This window comes from Pseudomonas sp. S49, from assembly GCF_009866785.1.
Taxonomy (GTDB): Bacteria; Pseudomonadota; Gammaproteobacteria; order Pseudomonadales; family Pseudomonadaceae; genus Aquipseudomonas.
Map to the genome: position 1 here is coordinate 2,575,083 of NZ_CP019432.1, position 14,022 is coordinate 2,589,104.

Consider the following 14,022-nt stretch of genomic DNA (forward strand, 5'->3'; position numbering starts at 1 on the left):
TGCAACGCAAGTCGCACCGGGTTTTTGTTGCCAGCGAGCGGCGGATGTCGTGGATCCGCCATTCACCGTTGAACCCTGGGTTAAACGCGTTCCAGCGCCAGCGCCACACCCTGGCCGCCGCCGATGCACAGGGTCGCCAGACCCTTCTTCGCATCACGCTTGATCATTTCATGCAGCAAGGTCACCAGCACACGGCAACCCGATGCACCGATCGGGTGACCGAGGGCGATGGCGCCGCCATTGACGTTGACCTTGTCCAGATCCCATTGCAGATCTTTGGCCACCGCCAGCGATTGTGCGGCGAACGCTTCGTTGGCTTCGATCAGGTCAAGTTGGTCGATGTTCCAGCCAGCCTTGTCGAGGCAGCGGCGGGTGGCCGACACCGGGCCGATGCCCATGATTGCTGGATCAACGCCTGCGTTGGCGTAGGCGGCGATTTTCGCCAGAACCGGCAGGCCAAGGGCTTTGGCTTTCTCGGCGCTCATCAGGATGACCGCAGCAGCGCCGTCGTTCAGCGACGAAGCGTTGCCAGCCGTGACGCTGCCGTCCTTTTTGAAAGCCGGACGCAGTTTCGCCAGGGATTCGGCAGTGGTGTCGCCACGCGGTTGCTCATCAACCTTGAACGCCACCGGATCGCCTTTGCGCTGCGGGATCAGGATCGGGGTGATCTCATCGACAAAGCGGCCGGCTTCAATCGCGGCGGCGGCTTTCTGCTGCGAGGCTGCCGCAAAGGCATCCTGCTGCTCACGGCTGATCTGGTATTTGTCGACCAGATTCTCGGCAGTGATGCCCATGTGGTAATCGTTGAATGCATCCCACAGACCGTCACTGATCATGGTGTCGACGATTTGCGCGTGGCCCATGCGCAGACCGGTGCGTGCGCCCGGCATCACGTAGTTGGACAGGCTCATGTTTTCCTGACCGCCAGCGATGATCACATCAGCGTCTCCGCAACGGATCGCCTGTGCGCCGAGGTGCAGGGCTTTCAGGCCCGAACCGCACACTTTGTTCAGGGTCAGCGCTGGTACGGCGTGGGGCAAGCCAGCCTTGATCGCCGACTGACGCGCCGGGTTCTGGCCGGCGCCGGCAGTCAACACCTGGCCCATGATCACTTCATCAACCTGCGCACCGTCCAGACCGGTCTGCTCGAGTAGCTGGCGGATCACCGCCGCGCCCAGATCAACGGCGGAAACGCTGGCCAGGGAACCCTGGAAACTGCCGATCGCGGTACGCGTGGCGGCAACAATTACGACGTCTTGCATTTTCGAATTCCTCACTCGGCAGCGAACTGCATTTCCGGTACGTGATCCGGGACGATCAGTTTACCAGCGGTTTTGGCGACGATTTCCTCGACGCTGACGCCAGGTGCGCGTTCCTTGAGGACAAAAGCGCCATTTTCGATTTCCAGGTACGCGAGGTCGGTCAGCACGCGCTTGATGCAACCGGCGCCGGTCAGCGGCAGGCTGCACTTGGCCAACAGTTTCGACTCACCGTCCTTGGACGCGTGGGTCATGATCACGATGATGTTGTCGGCGCCGGCCACCAGGTCCATCGCGCCGCCCATGCCCTTGACCAGTTTGCCGGGGATCATCCACGAGGCAATGTTGCCCTCGACGTCGACTTCGAACGCGCCGAGCACGGTCAGGTCGACATGACCGCCACGGATCATCGCGAAGGATTCGGCGGAGTTGAAAATCGACGCGCCGATGCGCGCGGTCACGGTCTGTTTGCCGGCGTTGATCATGTCGGCATCAATGGTGTCTTCGGTCGGAAACGGGCCCATGCCGAGCAGGCCGTTTTCCGATTGCAGCATGACTTCCATGCCATCGGGAATGTAGTTGGCGACCAGGGTCGGAATGCCGATGCCGAGGTTCACGTAAAAGCCGTCCTGCATTTCGCGGGCGACGCGCTGAGCCATTTGTTCGCGGGAAAGTGCCATTTTTTATTCTCCGTCAGCCTGAATTATTTGCGGATGGTGCGCTGTTCGATGCGTTTTTCGAACGTGCCGCAAATGACCCGATCGACGTAGATGCCCGGAGTGTGGATCTGCGAGGGGTCGAGTTCGCCGGGTTCGACGATTTCTTCGACTTCAACCACGGTGATCTTGCCGGCGGTGGCGGCCAGCGGGTTGAAGTTCTGCGCGGTGTGACGGTAGACGACGTTACCGAAGTGGTCGGCTTTCCAGCCTTTGACGATGGCGAAGTCGCCAGTGATGGATTCTTCCATCAGGTACTTGCGACCCTTGAATTCACGCACTTCCTTGCCTTCGGCGACCGGAGTGCCGACACCGGTGGCGGTGAAGAAGGCCGGAATGCCGGCGCCGCCTGCGCGCATCTTCTCGGCGAGGGTGCCTTGCGGGGTCAGGATGACTTCGATGTCGCCCTTGAGCAGTTGCTCTTCGAACAGCTTGTTTTCGCCGACGTAGGAGGCGATGACTTTGCTGATCTGGCGATCGGTGAGCAGTACGCCGAGGCCGAAACCGTCGACGCCGCAGTTGTTGGAGACGACGGTGAGGTCGCGGGTGCCTTTGCGTTTGATCTCGGCGATCAGGTTTTCCGGAATGCCGCACAGACCGAAGCCGCCGGCGATGACGGTCATGCCGTCCTCAAGCCCGGCCAGGGCTTCCTCGTAGGAACTCACGCGCTTGTCGAAACCTGCCATATGCACCTCTTTTATTATTTGCGGGCGGCTGGCTAGCCGAATGGTTGGAGTGTCGCGCTGAAGGATATATTTGTTAAGTTGATTTTTAAGGTCGATTGATTGATAAAGCTCAATAGTCGCGTTATGGCGTGCCGCTTAACGCTTGATCGTTCCCACGCTCTGCGTGGGAATGCCTCTAGGGACGCTCCGCGTCCAGTGACGCGGAGCGTCACGGGCTGCATTCCCACGCAGAGCGTGGGAACGATCATCACCGACGATCCTGAGGCTTCAGTATGACCATCAAACAGATCCGCGCCTTCCTCGCCGTCGCCCAGAGCTTGAGTTTCGCCGTGGCCTGCGAGCGTCTGCACCTGTCGCAATCGGCGTTGAGCCTGACCATCAAAGCGCTGGAGGAGGGCCTGGGCGGACGCCTGTTCAGCCGCAACACGCGCAATGTGGGGCTGACCGCAGAAGGTGAATCCTTGCTGCCTCTGGCGCGACGGCTGATTGCCGACTGGGACAATGCCGAAGACGAAATGCGCCAGCGCTTCAGCTTGCAGCGCGGGCGAGTGACGCTGGCGGCGATGCCGTCGTTTGCCGGTAATCTGCTGCCGCCGATCCTCAAAACGTTTCGCGCGCGCTATCCGAACGTCAACGTCACGGTCAATGACGTGATCAACGAGCAAGTGCTGGAGATGGTTCGTGATCGTCAGGTGGAACTGGGCGTGGCGTTCGAGCCGATGCAAAACACGGCGATGACGTTCACGCCGTTGTACATGGATCGCTTTGTTGCGGTGGTATCGAAGGATTCGCCGTTGGCCCAGCGCGCTGAGATCGATTGGCAGACGTTGCTTCAGGAGCCGTTTATCACCTTGCAGCGGCCCTCGACGGTGCGGGTGATGCTCGAAGAGCACTTGCAGGCCCGCGGCATGAAGTTGCCGGTGGAATTTGAAAGCCATCAATTGGCGACGGTCGGGCGCATGGTCGCCAGCGGTCTGGGCGTCAGCGCCGTCCCGGCGTTGTGTGCCGAGCAGATGCAAGAACTGGGCGCCCATTGCCTGACGCTGGACGACTCGGTGGAGCGGGCGATTGGTGTGCTGACCGAGCCGGGCAATGAACTGTCGGCAGCGGCGCAGGCGTTGTTCGATATCCTCCAGCAAGAGAACCTGAGCCAACGCCTGTCTCCCTGATTGCCCCGATCCCTGTAGAAGTGAGCCTGCTCGCGATAGCGGAGTATCAGTCAGACTTGCTGTGGCTGACAGAACGCTATCGCGAGCAGGCTCACTCCTACAGGGGATCTGTGTATTCAGTAGGTGAGGCGTTGTGTCAGCAGGGGCAACAGCTGTTCACACGACGCTTCAATCTTCAAATCCAGCAAATCATCCGCCCGGGTCTTGCCCAGATTTATCGCAATCAACGGCTTGCCACGATCGGCAATCAACCGGCACAAACGAAACGCCGAATACGCCATCAACGAAGACCCCACCACCAACATCCCCGAAGCATTTTCTGCCGCCATCATCGCCCGAGCCGCCGTATGCTGCGCGACGTTCTCGCCGAAAAAAACCACGTCCGGTTTCATCCGCTCTCCAGCGCAATGCGGACACTGCGGCACCTGAAAACGCGCCTCGAACGCCGGATCAAGCAGAGTGTCGCCATCCGGTGCCTGCACGGCATCGACCCCGGCCAGATACGGATTTTGCCGTTCCATCAATTGCTGAATCGAGTCGCGCTCGCTGCGCTGACCGCAATCCAGACACAGAACGCGATGCAGGCTGCCGTGCAGCTCAATGACATCCTGACTGCCGGCCTGATCGTGCAGGGTGTCAACGTTCTGGGTGATCAAGTTGCTGATCAGGCCATGGCGCTGCAAACCGGCCAATGCCTCATGAGCCGCATTCGGCTGCGCCTGACGCACCCTCGGCCAGCCGAGCATCGCACGCGCCCAGTAGCGGCGGCGTGATTCGGCGGCGGCCAGAAACTCCTGATACATCATCGGTTGTCGGCCACGGCGTACACCGTCGCTGTCGCGGTAATCCGGAATGCCCGACGGCGTGCTGATACCGGCCCCGGTCAGCACGAGGAAGTCGCCATCGGCCATCACCTCTTGCAAGGTGTCGAGGTGTTCGCGGGTCGGGCTGTCGAGCATGGTCAGCGCTCCGGAGAAGGACGTTGCCAGCAGGTTAGCACGCGACCCGCGCGGGTTACTTGCGTGCCTCCAGAATCAGGTTGAACGGTGTTTGCGTGGCCCGGCGGAAGTGCTTGAACCCGGCCTCGACAAACACTTTGCGCAAACGCATTTCCCCCGCCTGCGCACCCAGGCCGAGGCCGACTTCCTGCGACAGCGAGTTCGGTGTGCAGATAAACGTCGAGGCCGCGTAGAACAGGCGTCCGACCGGGTTGATGTTGTCGTCCAGCGTGTCGTTGGCGAATGGCTCGACCAGTAACACCGTGCCGTCATCTTTCAGCGAGTCATAGGCGTGACGCGCGGCGCCGACCGGGTCACCCATGTCGTGCAGGCAGTCGAAATAGCAGATCAGGTCGTAGTCGTTGCCGGGGTAGCTCTTCGCCGAACCCTGAAAGAACTTCGCCCGGCTGCTGACCCCGCCTTCCTCGGCGCGCTGGGTGGCGACAGTGATCGAGGGCGCGTGATAGTCGTAGCCGACGAAGCGCGAGTTGGGATAGGCCTGGGCCATGATCACCGTCGACGCACCATGGCCGCAGCCGATATCGGCGACTTTGGCGCCTTCCTCCAGTTTGGCCACCACACCGTCCAGCGCCGGCAGCCATTCGGCGATCAGGTGGCCTTTATAACCCGGCCGGAAGAACCGCTCGGTGCCGGTGAACATGCACGGATGGTGATCACCCCAGGGCAGGGCGCCGTTGCCGCGCATGGCTTTGACCAGTTTGTCCTTGTCGTGGAAAAACGACGCCACCACTCCAAGGCCACCGGCGACGTAGACCGGCGAGTCTTCAACGGCCAGCGCCAGGGCCTGCTCTTCCGGTAAACGGAACTGGCCGTCGTGGTGTTCCATATAGCCGGACGCCGCGTGAGCGCTAAGCCATTCGCGCACCAGACGCGGGTTACAGGTGGTTTTCGCCGCGAGGGCATCGGCACTGATCGGCTGACTGTCGGCCATTGCCCGGTACAAGCCGAGTTCTTCGCCGACGATGACATTGGCCAGCATCGCCGCGCCGCCCATGTCGTTGACCAGTTTGCCCATGAATTGGTTGAGCTTCGCCTCGTCCATCATGTGTGCTCCTGAAACAGGATCACGGTCCGGCGGCGTCGAAGGTCGAGGCGTGCGCCACCGGGCGGTGGTCACGGAGTTGAGCAGGGCACGGCTGACGTCCTGCATCCCCCTCGACTGGGTAATAAAGGAGTCTAGCCCCGGTCCGCGACTGCCGCTGTATTTGTAAACACTGAAGAACCTGTGGGAGCGAGCCTGCTCGCGAAGGCGGCATTTCAGGCAGTTCCTATATTGGTAGTGCCGACGCTTTCGCGAGCAGGCTCGCTCCCACAATATTGATCGGCAGCAAGTCTGTATCACCGTGTATCGCCGTCATCGCCGGATACACAGGGCTGCAAATGCCCGGTCATCTGCACACAACCGCGATACAGCCAGCGGCTCAAATGTGGAAAATCCACTGCTGAGACACATCCCATGCAAACGCCGCCCTCATCACGGCCACCCAGCGTCGGCCTCGGCCTGCGCCGTGGCTTGCTGAAAGACCTGCAAGCTGCCCGCACCGGCGATTTCGATTTTCTCGAAGTTGCCCCGGAGAACTGGATCGGCGTCGGCGGCGCCCATGGCGCGGCGTTGCGTGAACTGGCCGAACGCTATCCGTTGTCCTGCCACGGTTTGTCGCTATCACTTGGCGGGTCGGCACCGCTGGATGTCAGCTTCTTGCAGGAAGTCCGAGTGTTTCTCGATCGTTACAACGTGCCGCTGTACAGCGAACACCTGAGTTATTGCAGTGATGACGGGCATCTTTACGACTTGCTGCCATTGCCGTTCACCGAAGAGGCAGTGCACCACGTCGCCGCGCGAATCCGTCAGGCTCAGGACATTCTCGGTCGGCGTCTGGCCGTGGAAAACGTCTCCTACTACGCCGCCCCCCGTCAGGATATGGATGAAGTGACTTTCACCAACGCCGTGCTGCGTGAGGCCGATTGTGACCTGCTGCTGGACGTCAACAACGTGTACGTCAATGCGATCAACCACGGCTTCGATCCGCAATCGTTACTCGCCGCTATCGAGCCGGGCCGGTTGGTCGGCATGCATGTGGCCGGGCATTTCGATGAGTCGGATACGCTGAAAATCGACACCCACGGTGCCTCGGTAAAACCGGCAGTGTGGTCGCTGCTGGCCGAGGCCTATGCGCGGTTTGGTGCGCAGCCAACGCTGCTCGAGCGGGATTTCAACTTTCCGGCGTTTTCCGAGTTGGTCGTCGAGTTGCAGACCATTCGCCACTTGCAAGCGGAGGGTAGCCTTCGTGGATAACCTGATGCAGCAACAACAGGCGTTGACCCGCTATTTGCGCGACCCCGAGCATCAATCGCCGCCGGCCGACATGAACGCGGCGCGGGTCAACGTCTATCGCGATCTGGTGTTCAACAACGTATCGCAACTGTTGAGTGGCACCTTCCCGGTGTTGATCCAAATCATTGGTGAACAACGCTGGCGCTTGCTGGTGCGAGGTTTCTTGCGCGACTGGCGGGCGCAGACCCCAAAGTTTGGCGAGATTGCCGAGACGTTTCTCGACTATCTGGCCACGCCACCGCAGGTAATGCGCGAAGGTGAGTGGCCGGCGTTTTTGCTGGAGCTGGCGCATTACGAATGGGTCGAGATGGTTTTGCAGCAGTCCGATGCTCAGGCGCTGCCGGCGACCGATCCGGCGCTGTTGCTGGACCGCCCGTTGCAGATATCGGCACTGGCCTGGCCGTTGGCGTATGCGTGGCCAGTGCATGAACTCGATCCAAACCATCAGCCCGCCACGCCACCGGACCAACCGACGTTTTTGCTGGTGCGGCGTGCGGCGGACTGGAGTGTGAAGTTTTCCGAGTTGAGTCCGCTGGCCTGGCGGTTGCTGCAGCGCATCACCGAGTTTGCACCGTTGACAGGGCGCGAGCAGTTGCAAGGTCTGGCGCAAGAGGCCGGGCAGTCGGCGAGCGCTTCGTTCATGGACAGTGGACTGGCGTTGTTGCAGCAGATGCATGAGGACCAGGTGATCGGTCTGGCATCTTGAACACTTAAACCGCGCCGCACACTGTGGGAGCGAGCCTGCTCGCGAAAGCGATCTTTCAGTCAACTTGAGCATCGACTGACAGGACGCCTTCGCGAGCAGGCTCGCTCCCACAGGGACTTTCGCTGTTCTCAGGGGTGCAGGGGGAGTTTCAGTTCCGCACACAACCCGCCGCCCTCGCGGTTGCTCAAGGTCAGCGCCCCCCCCAGCGCCATGGCCAGTTGCTGGGCGATGGCCAAGCCCAGTCCGGTGCCGCCGGTATCGCGATTGCGCGAGTTTTCCACGCGGTAGAACGGTTGCAGCACCTGCGCCAGTTCGGCATCGGCGATGCCCGGGCCACGGTCCATGACGGTAATCGCCAGACTGCCCTTGTTGGCTTCGACCCAGACTTCGGCGGCGCCGGCGAATTTCAGCGCGTTGTCGGTCAGATTCACCAATACCCGGCGCAAGGCATGGGGCCGGGTGTCGATGACCACCGCACTCTTGCCGACCAGGTGCACCTGCTTGCCCATATCCTGATAGTCGAACACCAGGCTTTCGAGGAAGGAGTCCATGTTGGTGCGGCGGCTTTCCTCGGTCGAGCCGTGGATGCTGCGCGCATAGGCCACGCCTTCGCGCACCAGATGCTCCATCTCGCTGAGGTCATTCCAAAGTTTGTCTTTCTCGGCGCAATCGTCCATCAGCTCGGCGCGCAGTTTCATCCGCGTGATCGGCGTTTGCAGGTCATGAGAAATCGCCGCCAGCAATTGCATACGCTCTTTGAGGTAAGCGGCGATGCGCGCCTGCATCGCGTTGAATGCACGGGCGGCGTAGATCACTTCGGTCGGGCCGCTTTCGTCGAGGTTGATCGGGTGGGCGTTGGGGTCGAGGGTTTCCACGGCGTTGGCGAGGCGCGTCAGCGGACGCACCGCGATGCGCACCGCCAGCCAGCTGCAGGCGATCATCAGCGCCAGTTGCCCGAGCAAGACCACCGGCAACCAAGGCGATAACGGGACCATGGCGGGGCGCACGTCGATGGTCACCGGGCTGCCGTCGCTCAGGCGCAGGTGGCCCTGAAAATGTTTCTTCGGCCCGGGAATGTCGGTAAAGGTCAGCGGATAGCGTTCACCAATGGCTTCGGTAATCGAGGTGACGGCTACCGGCACATCACTGGCCTCGATCGGCGTGCCCGGTTCACCTTCGCTCAACAGGTAGCCATAATTTTTTCGCGCCAGACGCTCGAGCCAGGCCGGGCGCTCTTCGGCAGGCAAGCGATCGAGGATCGCAATCGAGGTCGACACGTCGGTTTCCAGATTGCCGAGCATGGTGTTTTTCGCACTCTGGTAACGCTCGTAATACTGCGCGCCGAACGACAATGCCTGGGCCAGCAGCAAGCCGATCAGGAAAATCAGCGACAGGCGCGAGGCGAGGGTACGTGGCCAGTGCAGATTGACGCTCATGCCGGCGCCCCGAGAATTTCGACTGGCAGCGAGAACACATAACCTTCACTGCGCACGGTCTTGATGTAGGCCGGCTCGCGCGCATCATCCAGCAGACGCTGGCGCAAACGGCTGACCAGCAAATCGATCGAGCGGTCGAACAGATCAGCGTCACGGCCTTGGGTCAGATTGAGCAGTTGATCGCGGCTGAGCACCCGTTGCGGGTGATCGAGAAACACCCGCAGCAAACGGTATTCGGCGCCGCTGAGGGCGACCATGGTGCCGTCCTTGTCGAGCAGGTGGCGGGCTGAGGTGTCCAGCTGCCAACGGCCGAAAGCCAGCAAGCGACCGGCCTCGGTGACCACCAGATTCGGCGGCAGCATCCGCGTGCGGCGCAGCACGGCGTTGATCCGCGCCAGCAACTCACGGGCGGCGAACGGTTTGGTCAGGTAATCGTCGGCGCCCATTTCCAGGCCGATGATGCGGTCGGTTTCATCGTTGCGCGCGGTCAGCATCAGTACCGGCGTGGCCTTGTGTTTGCCCACGCGCAGTTCCCGGCACAGCTGCAGGCCATCGTCGCCGGGCATCATGATGTCGAGCACGATCAGGTCGACGGTGTTGGCTTCGAGAAAGCTGCGCATCTGCCGGCCATCGGCGACCACGGTGGTGCGCAGGCCGTTTTTCTTCAGGTAGTTGCCCACCAGTTCGCGGATCTCGCGGTCGTCATCGACGATGAGAATGTGATCGACATGTTCCATCGGGTTCGAACCTCTATCAAAGGGGAATGCCGTGCAGTCTATCGAGCCTCGCGCGGCTCGCCTGCCTGCCTTTGTATTGCAGTGTATCTGCCGTGACGACGGATACATGAACACGCAAAAACACAGTTTTTTCAAGGTTTTGTATCGCTGTGTATCCCCCGCCGAGCGGGATACACAGCGATTGAAACGCGGCCTTTCCTGACACAGACGCGATACCTCGCGGGCCTCAAATAGGCTCCATCGAGGCCCACACAGATCGCCTCGGCTCAAACCCACTGAAGCCTTGAGGAAAACGCTATGAACAACAAATCCGTAATCGCCGCCTGCCTGTTTGCCGCGCTCAACATCTGCACGCTGTCGGCCCGTGCCGAAGCCGCTGTCACCGCGCAAACCTACACCTACGGCACCCACCTGGATATCCAGAAAGTTCTCTCGCTGAAACAGGACAACTCGGTGACGTGCGGGATTGTCGAGGCGCGCATGACCTACCTCGATTCGGCCGGTCAGACCCGCGTGCTCGATTACAGCAAATTCGCCGACGGCTGCAACAACGACAATTGAGTCATCACTCTTTAGAAGGAAACAACCATGAACAACGTATCGCGCTTTTTGACCGCTATCGCTTTCTCCCTGGCCGGCGTCGCCGCCCATGCCAACGCTGCGGTTGAACAGCATAGCTGTCACAGCAGCACCTGCTTCCAACTGACGCCGGTGGCCAAGCAAGGCACCGATGGCTTGATTGCCGCGGACGGTTCCAGCCGCACGCCGCAGGGCCAGATGTTTGCCGCAGACGGCTCCAGTCGCACGCCGCAGGGCCAGATGTTTGCCGAGAACGGCGCCAGCCGCACACCGCAGAGCCATTGGCTGGAAAGCCAGAACGTCTGAATGCTTCATCACAGTCATTGAACCAGGGTGGACTCACTATGTACCTCATCGCATTCCTCGGCGGTCTGCTGACCGTGCTCAGCCCCTGCATCCTGCCGGTGGTGCCGTTTCTGTTTGCCGGTGCCCAACGCAGCCGCACCTCGATTCTGCTGACCCTCGGCGGCATGGCGCTGACCTTCGCGCTGATTTCCAGCCTGGCGGTGGTCAGCAGCGAATGGGTGATCCAGGCCAGCAACAGCGGGCGTTACGTCGCGTTGATCGTGATGAGTGTGTTCGCCCTGTCGCTGATCTCGGCGCGCGTCGGTGACTGGTTGACGCGACCTTTGGTGATGCTCGGCAACCGCCTCGATCCGGACTCCCGGAAGAAGGCCGGGCCGATGGCTTCGATCATGCTCGGCGTAGCCACGGGGCTGCTGTGGGCACCGTGCGCCGGACCGATTCTCGGCGTGATCCTCACCGGCGCCATGCTGCAAGGGGCGAATGCGCAGACCAGCCTGTTGCTGCTGGCCTACGGTGTCGGCAGTGCATTGTCGCTGGGTACGCTGATCTTCACCGGGCGCGGTTTGGTCAATCGCCTGAAACCGTCGATTCCGTTCACTGGCTGGTTGCGCCGTGGTGCCGGGGTTGCGGTACTGGCGACGGCAGCGGTGATTGCCACCGGCTTCGATAAAACCTTGTTGGCGAAGACCTCCTCTGAAGGCGTCGCCAGTGTCGAAAAAAACGTCTTGGAGAACGTGCCGAAAGTGCTCGACTACTTCATCAGCAAAGTCCGCGCGGACTCGCCGATGGAGCAGGGCAAAGGGCCGATGCCGTCGCTCTCCGGCGCGGTGCAATGGCTGAACTCGCCCGAGCTGAGCGCTGAGTCCCTGCGCGGCAAAGTGGTGCTGGTGGACTTCTGGACCTACGACTGCATCAACTGCCAGCACACCCTGCCGTACGTCAAAGACTGGGCGAAGAAATACGAAAAGGACGGGCTCGTGGTGATCGGCGTCCACACCCCGGAGTACGGTTACGAGCGGATCATCGACAACGTCAGGGATCAAGTGAAAAAACTCGGCATCACCTACCCGGTGGCCATCGACAACAACTACGCGATCTGGCGTAACTTCGACAATCAATACTGGCCAGCGCACTACCTGATCGACGCCAAGGGGCAGGTGCGTTACAGCCACTTCGGCGAAGGTCGCTACGAAGCGCAGGAGCAGATGATCCAGCAGTTGCTGCAGGAGGCGAAGGCGCCGGCGGCCTGATCAGCAACAACAATGGCTCAGAGGTCACGCACCATGAGCCATTGCTCGTTGTCCCAGGCGCGAAAACGCTCCAGGACCTGCCAGCCGCGCTTGGCGTAGTAGTCCTGCTTGCTCTGCGTATGCAGATACAAACGCGCAAAGCCGCAGTCTTTCGCCTCCTGACAAATCCCTGCAATCAAGCGTTCCGCCAACCCTCGCCCGCGTGCTTCAGGGCTGACGAACACGCAGGCCAGCCATGGGCCGAGGTCGGGACGCAGGTCGAGGTCATCGCGTGCCAGTGCGGCGCCGCCGAGCAGATATTCACCGTCCATGGCGATCAGGCAGGACCAGTCGCCATTGCTTTGCCCCTCGGCAAATTCACGCTGCCACTCGGCCAGCGGATGGTCGACGTATTCGTAGGGGAATTGTTGGTGGATCCATTGGGCATAACGGTCGCTGTGGTGCATGTGATGCGCGAGCCAATCGAGTTTCAGTGACATCAGTCGAGTCCTTTCCAGAAGCGAGCGAGCATCAGAAACCAATCCCCCAACCTTGGCAATCCTCAAGGTGTTCCAGACGCTTTACAGATTTCCACCGCTCATCGGCAAACCCCCGGTTTTACCGGGTTGCCAGACGATTGGCAGGGACGCCGCGCGGTCTCGGCGCGATAGTGCGTGAGCAGGGTCACTGCCGGCCTTGCCCCATAACAAGAGCGCGAGGTTGCCATGCCTAAATTCGTGATTGAACGCGAGATTCCAGGGGCTGGGAAGCTGTCGGAAGCAGAACTCAAAGCCGTGTCGAAAACGTCCTGTGATGTATTGCGCGAACTCGGCCCGCAGGTGCAGTGGCTGCAGAGCTATGTCACCGCAGACAAAATCTATTGCGTGTACATCGCGCCGGATGAAGAGCAGGTGCGCGAACACGCCAGGCTTGGAGGATTTCCTGCCAACAGTGTGGCGCGTGTGATGACGGTCATCGATCCGACGACGGCCGAATGATCACCGACCCACCCGCAGCGGAGTTCACGCTTATGAGCACCCCGATTGATCTGACTGCCTTGAAAGAACGCCAGAAAGTCGCCTGGGCCAGTGGCGACTACGCCGTGATTGGCACGACGTTGCAAATCGTCGGCGAAAACCTCGCCGAAGCCTGCGACCTGCGTTGCGACGAGGAGGTGCTGGATGTCGCTGCCGGCAACGGTAATGCAACGCTGGCGGCGGCGCGGCGCGGTTGCCTGGTCACCTCGACCGACTATGTCGCGGCGCTGCTGGAACGGGGGCAGGATCGTGCCCGCGCGGAGCATCTGGACGTGACGTTTCAGGTGGCCGATGCCGAAGCGCTGCCGTTCGCCGACGAGAGCTACGACGCCGTGCTGTCGACCTTTGGCGTGATGTTCGCACCGGATCAGGACCAGGCTGCTGCTGAACTGGGCCGGGTTTGTCGCCGTGGCGGGCGGATCGGTCTGGCCAACTGGACGCCGGAAGGTTTCGTTGGCCAGATGTTCAAGATTCTCGGCCGGCATCTGCCACCGCCTGCCGGTGCTCAGCCGCCGTCGAACTGGGGCTCTGATGCGTGGCTGCACAAGCATTTCGATGACCGCGATTTTCTGCTGCGTGTGACGCGGCGCGAGTTCAATTTTCGCTATCGCTCGGCCGCGCACTTCATCGACATCTTCCGCCATTGGTACGGGCCGGTGCACAAGGCCTTCGCGGCACTGCCGCCGGAGAGCGGGCAGGCGCTGGAAAATGATCTGGCGGATTTGCTCAACCGTTTGAATCGGGCGGGGGAGGAGTCGCTGGTGGTGCCGAGCGAGTATCTGGAGGTGGTAATCACTAAACGCTGAAT

At 61.1% G+C, this 14,022-nt stretch carries 16 protein-coding genes; 8 read left to right on the top strand and 8 right to left on the bottom strand.

From position 1 onward, the window contains the following. Nucleotides 1-80: 80 nt before the first annotated feature. From PspS49_RS11420 to PspS49_RS11430, 3 genes are read right to left on the bottom strand one after another with little or no spacing between them, the layout of a single operon-like run. The gene (locus tag PspS49_RS11420; RefSeq protein ID WP_160039332.1) at nucleotides 81-1,262 is read right to left on the bottom strand and encodes an acetyl-CoA C-acetyltransferase; all 1,182 of its coding nucleotides are present in this window, start codon (nucleotides 1,260-1,262) and stop codon (nucleotides 81-83) included. A gap of 11 nt (nucleotides 1,263-1,273) precedes the next feature. Beyond that, nucleotides 1,274-1,939 (bottom strand): CoA transferase subunit B, encoded by a 666-nt coding sequence (locus PspS49_RS11425; protein ID WP_160039334.1) that lies wholly within the window; start codon nucleotides 1,937-1,939, stop codon nucleotides 1,274-1,276. A gap of 23 nt (nucleotides 1,940-1,962) precedes the next feature. Continuing rightward, the gene (locus tag PspS49_RS11430; RefSeq protein WP_007919568.1) at nucleotides 1,963-2,661 is read right to left on the bottom strand and encodes a CoA transferase subunit A; all 699 of its coding nucleotides are present in this window, start codon (nucleotides 2,659-2,661) and stop codon (nucleotides 1,963-1,965) included. Nucleotides 2,662-2,933: 272 nt separating this feature from the next. Here PspS49_RS11430 and PspS49_RS11435 point away from each other — a divergent pair, with 272 nt between their 5' ends. Next, the gene (locus tag PspS49_RS11435) at nucleotides 2,934-3,830 is read left to right on the top strand and encodes a LysR family transcriptional regulator (RefSeq protein ID WP_160039336.1); all 897 of its coding nucleotides are present in this window, start codon (nucleotides 2,934-2,936) and stop codon (nucleotides 3,828-3,830) included. 116 nt (nucleotides 3,831-3,946) lie between these two features. On the opposite strand, the gene PspS49_RS11440 is transcribed toward PspS49_RS11435, so the two are convergent. Both PspS49_RS11440 and PspS49_RS11445 read right to left on the bottom strand, forming a co-directional pair. After that, a complete protein-coding gene (locus tag PspS49_RS11440) occupies nucleotides 3,947-4,789 on the bottom strand; it encodes an NAD-dependent protein deacetylase (protein WP_160039338.1) in 843 nt (280 codons plus the stop codon). Nucleotides 4,790-4,844: 55 nt separating this feature from the next. Further along, complete coding sequence (locus PspS49_RS11445) at nucleotides 4,845-5,891, bottom strand: class I SAM-dependent methyltransferase (protein ID WP_150752207.1); 1,047 nt, start codon at nucleotides 5,889-5,891, stop codon at nucleotides 4,845-4,847. Between the two features lie 414 nt (nucleotides 5,892-6,305). Here PspS49_RS11445 and PspS49_RS11450 point away from each other — a divergent pair, with 414 nt between their 5' ends. After that, on the top strand, nucleotides 6,306-7,145 hold the full coding sequence (locus PspS49_RS11450) for a DUF692 domain-containing protein (RefSeq protein ID WP_160039340.1): 840 nt from the start codon (nucleotides 6,306-6,308) through the stop codon (nucleotides 7,143-7,145). Further along, on the top strand, nucleotides 7,138-7,890 hold the full coding sequence (locus tag PspS49_RS11455; RefSeq protein ID WP_160039341.1) for a putative DNA-binding domain-containing protein: 753 nt from the start codon (nucleotides 7,138-7,140) through the stop codon (nucleotides 7,888-7,890). The genes PspS49_RS11450 and PspS49_RS11455 overlap by 8 nt, the downstream gene beginning before the upstream one ends. 128 nt (nucleotides 7,891-8,018) lie before the next feature. Here the strand turns inward: PspS49_RS11455 and PspS49_RS11460 are convergent, their stop codons facing one another. Together PspS49_RS11460 and PspS49_RS11465 are read right to left on the bottom strand one after the other, a co-directional pair. Next, a complete protein-coding gene (locus PspS49_RS11460) occupies nucleotides 8,019-9,326 on the bottom strand; it encodes an ATP-binding protein (protein WP_160039343.1) in 1,308 nt (435 codons plus the stop codon). Further along, complete coding sequence (locus PspS49_RS11465; RefSeq protein ID WP_064392669.1) at nucleotides 9,323-10,063, bottom strand: response regulator; 741 nt, start codon at nucleotides 10,061-10,063, stop codon at nucleotides 9,323-9,325. The genes PspS49_RS11460 and PspS49_RS11465 overlap by 4 nt, the downstream gene beginning before the upstream one ends. 297 nt (nucleotides 10,064-10,360) lie before the next feature. Here PspS49_RS11465 and PspS49_RS11470 point away from each other — a divergent pair, with 297 nt between their 5' ends. The 3 genes from PspS49_RS11470 to PspS49_RS11480 are packed head-to-tail and all read left to right on the top strand — an operon-like array spanning nucleotide 10,361 to nucleotide 12,198. After that, the gene (locus PspS49_RS11470) at nucleotides 10,361-10,624 is read left to right on the top strand and encodes a DUF2790 domain-containing protein (RefSeq protein ID WP_077572182.1); all 264 of its coding nucleotides are present in this window, start codon (nucleotides 10,361-10,363) and stop codon (nucleotides 10,622-10,624) included. A 27-nt stretch (nucleotides 10,625-10,651) separates the two neighbouring features. Then, nucleotides 10,652-10,948 carry a hypothetical protein gene (locus tag PspS49_RS11475; RefSeq protein WP_160039344.1) on the top strand — a complete coding sequence of 99 codons (297 nt, stop codon included), beginning with the start codon at nucleotides 10,652-10,654 and terminating at the stop codon, nucleotides 10,946-10,948. Nucleotides 10,949-10,986: 38 nt separating this feature from the next. Beyond that, nucleotides 10,987-12,198 carry a cytochrome c biogenesis protein DipZ gene (locus PspS49_RS11480; protein WP_127926721.1) on the top strand — a complete coding sequence of 404 codons (1,212 nt, stop codon included), beginning with the start codon at nucleotides 10,987-10,989 and terminating at the stop codon, nucleotides 12,196-12,198. 17 nt (nucleotides 12,199-12,215) lie between these two features. On the opposite strand, the gene PspS49_RS11485 is transcribed toward PspS49_RS11480, so the two are convergent. Then, complete coding sequence (locus tag PspS49_RS11485; protein WP_160039345.1) at nucleotides 12,216-12,677, bottom strand: GNAT family N-acetyltransferase; 462 nt, start codon at nucleotides 12,675-12,677, stop codon at nucleotides 12,216-12,218. A gap of 225 nt (nucleotides 12,678-12,902) precedes the next feature. On the opposite strand from PspS49_RS11485, the gene PspS49_RS11490 reads away from it, so the two are divergent. Then, nucleotides 12,903-13,175 (top strand): DUF4242 domain-containing protein, encoded by a 273-nt coding sequence (locus PspS49_RS11490; RefSeq protein ID WP_095047497.1) that lies wholly within the window; start codon nucleotides 12,903-12,905, stop codon nucleotides 13,173-13,175. A 32-nt stretch (nucleotides 13,176-13,207) separates the two neighbouring features. Continuing rightward, nucleotides 13,208-14,020 (top strand): class I SAM-dependent methyltransferase, encoded by an 813-nt coding sequence (locus PspS49_RS11495; RefSeq protein ID WP_127926723.1) that lies wholly within the window; start codon nucleotides 13,208-13,210, stop codon nucleotides 14,018-14,020. Nucleotides 14,021-14,022 lie beyond the last annotated feature (2 nt).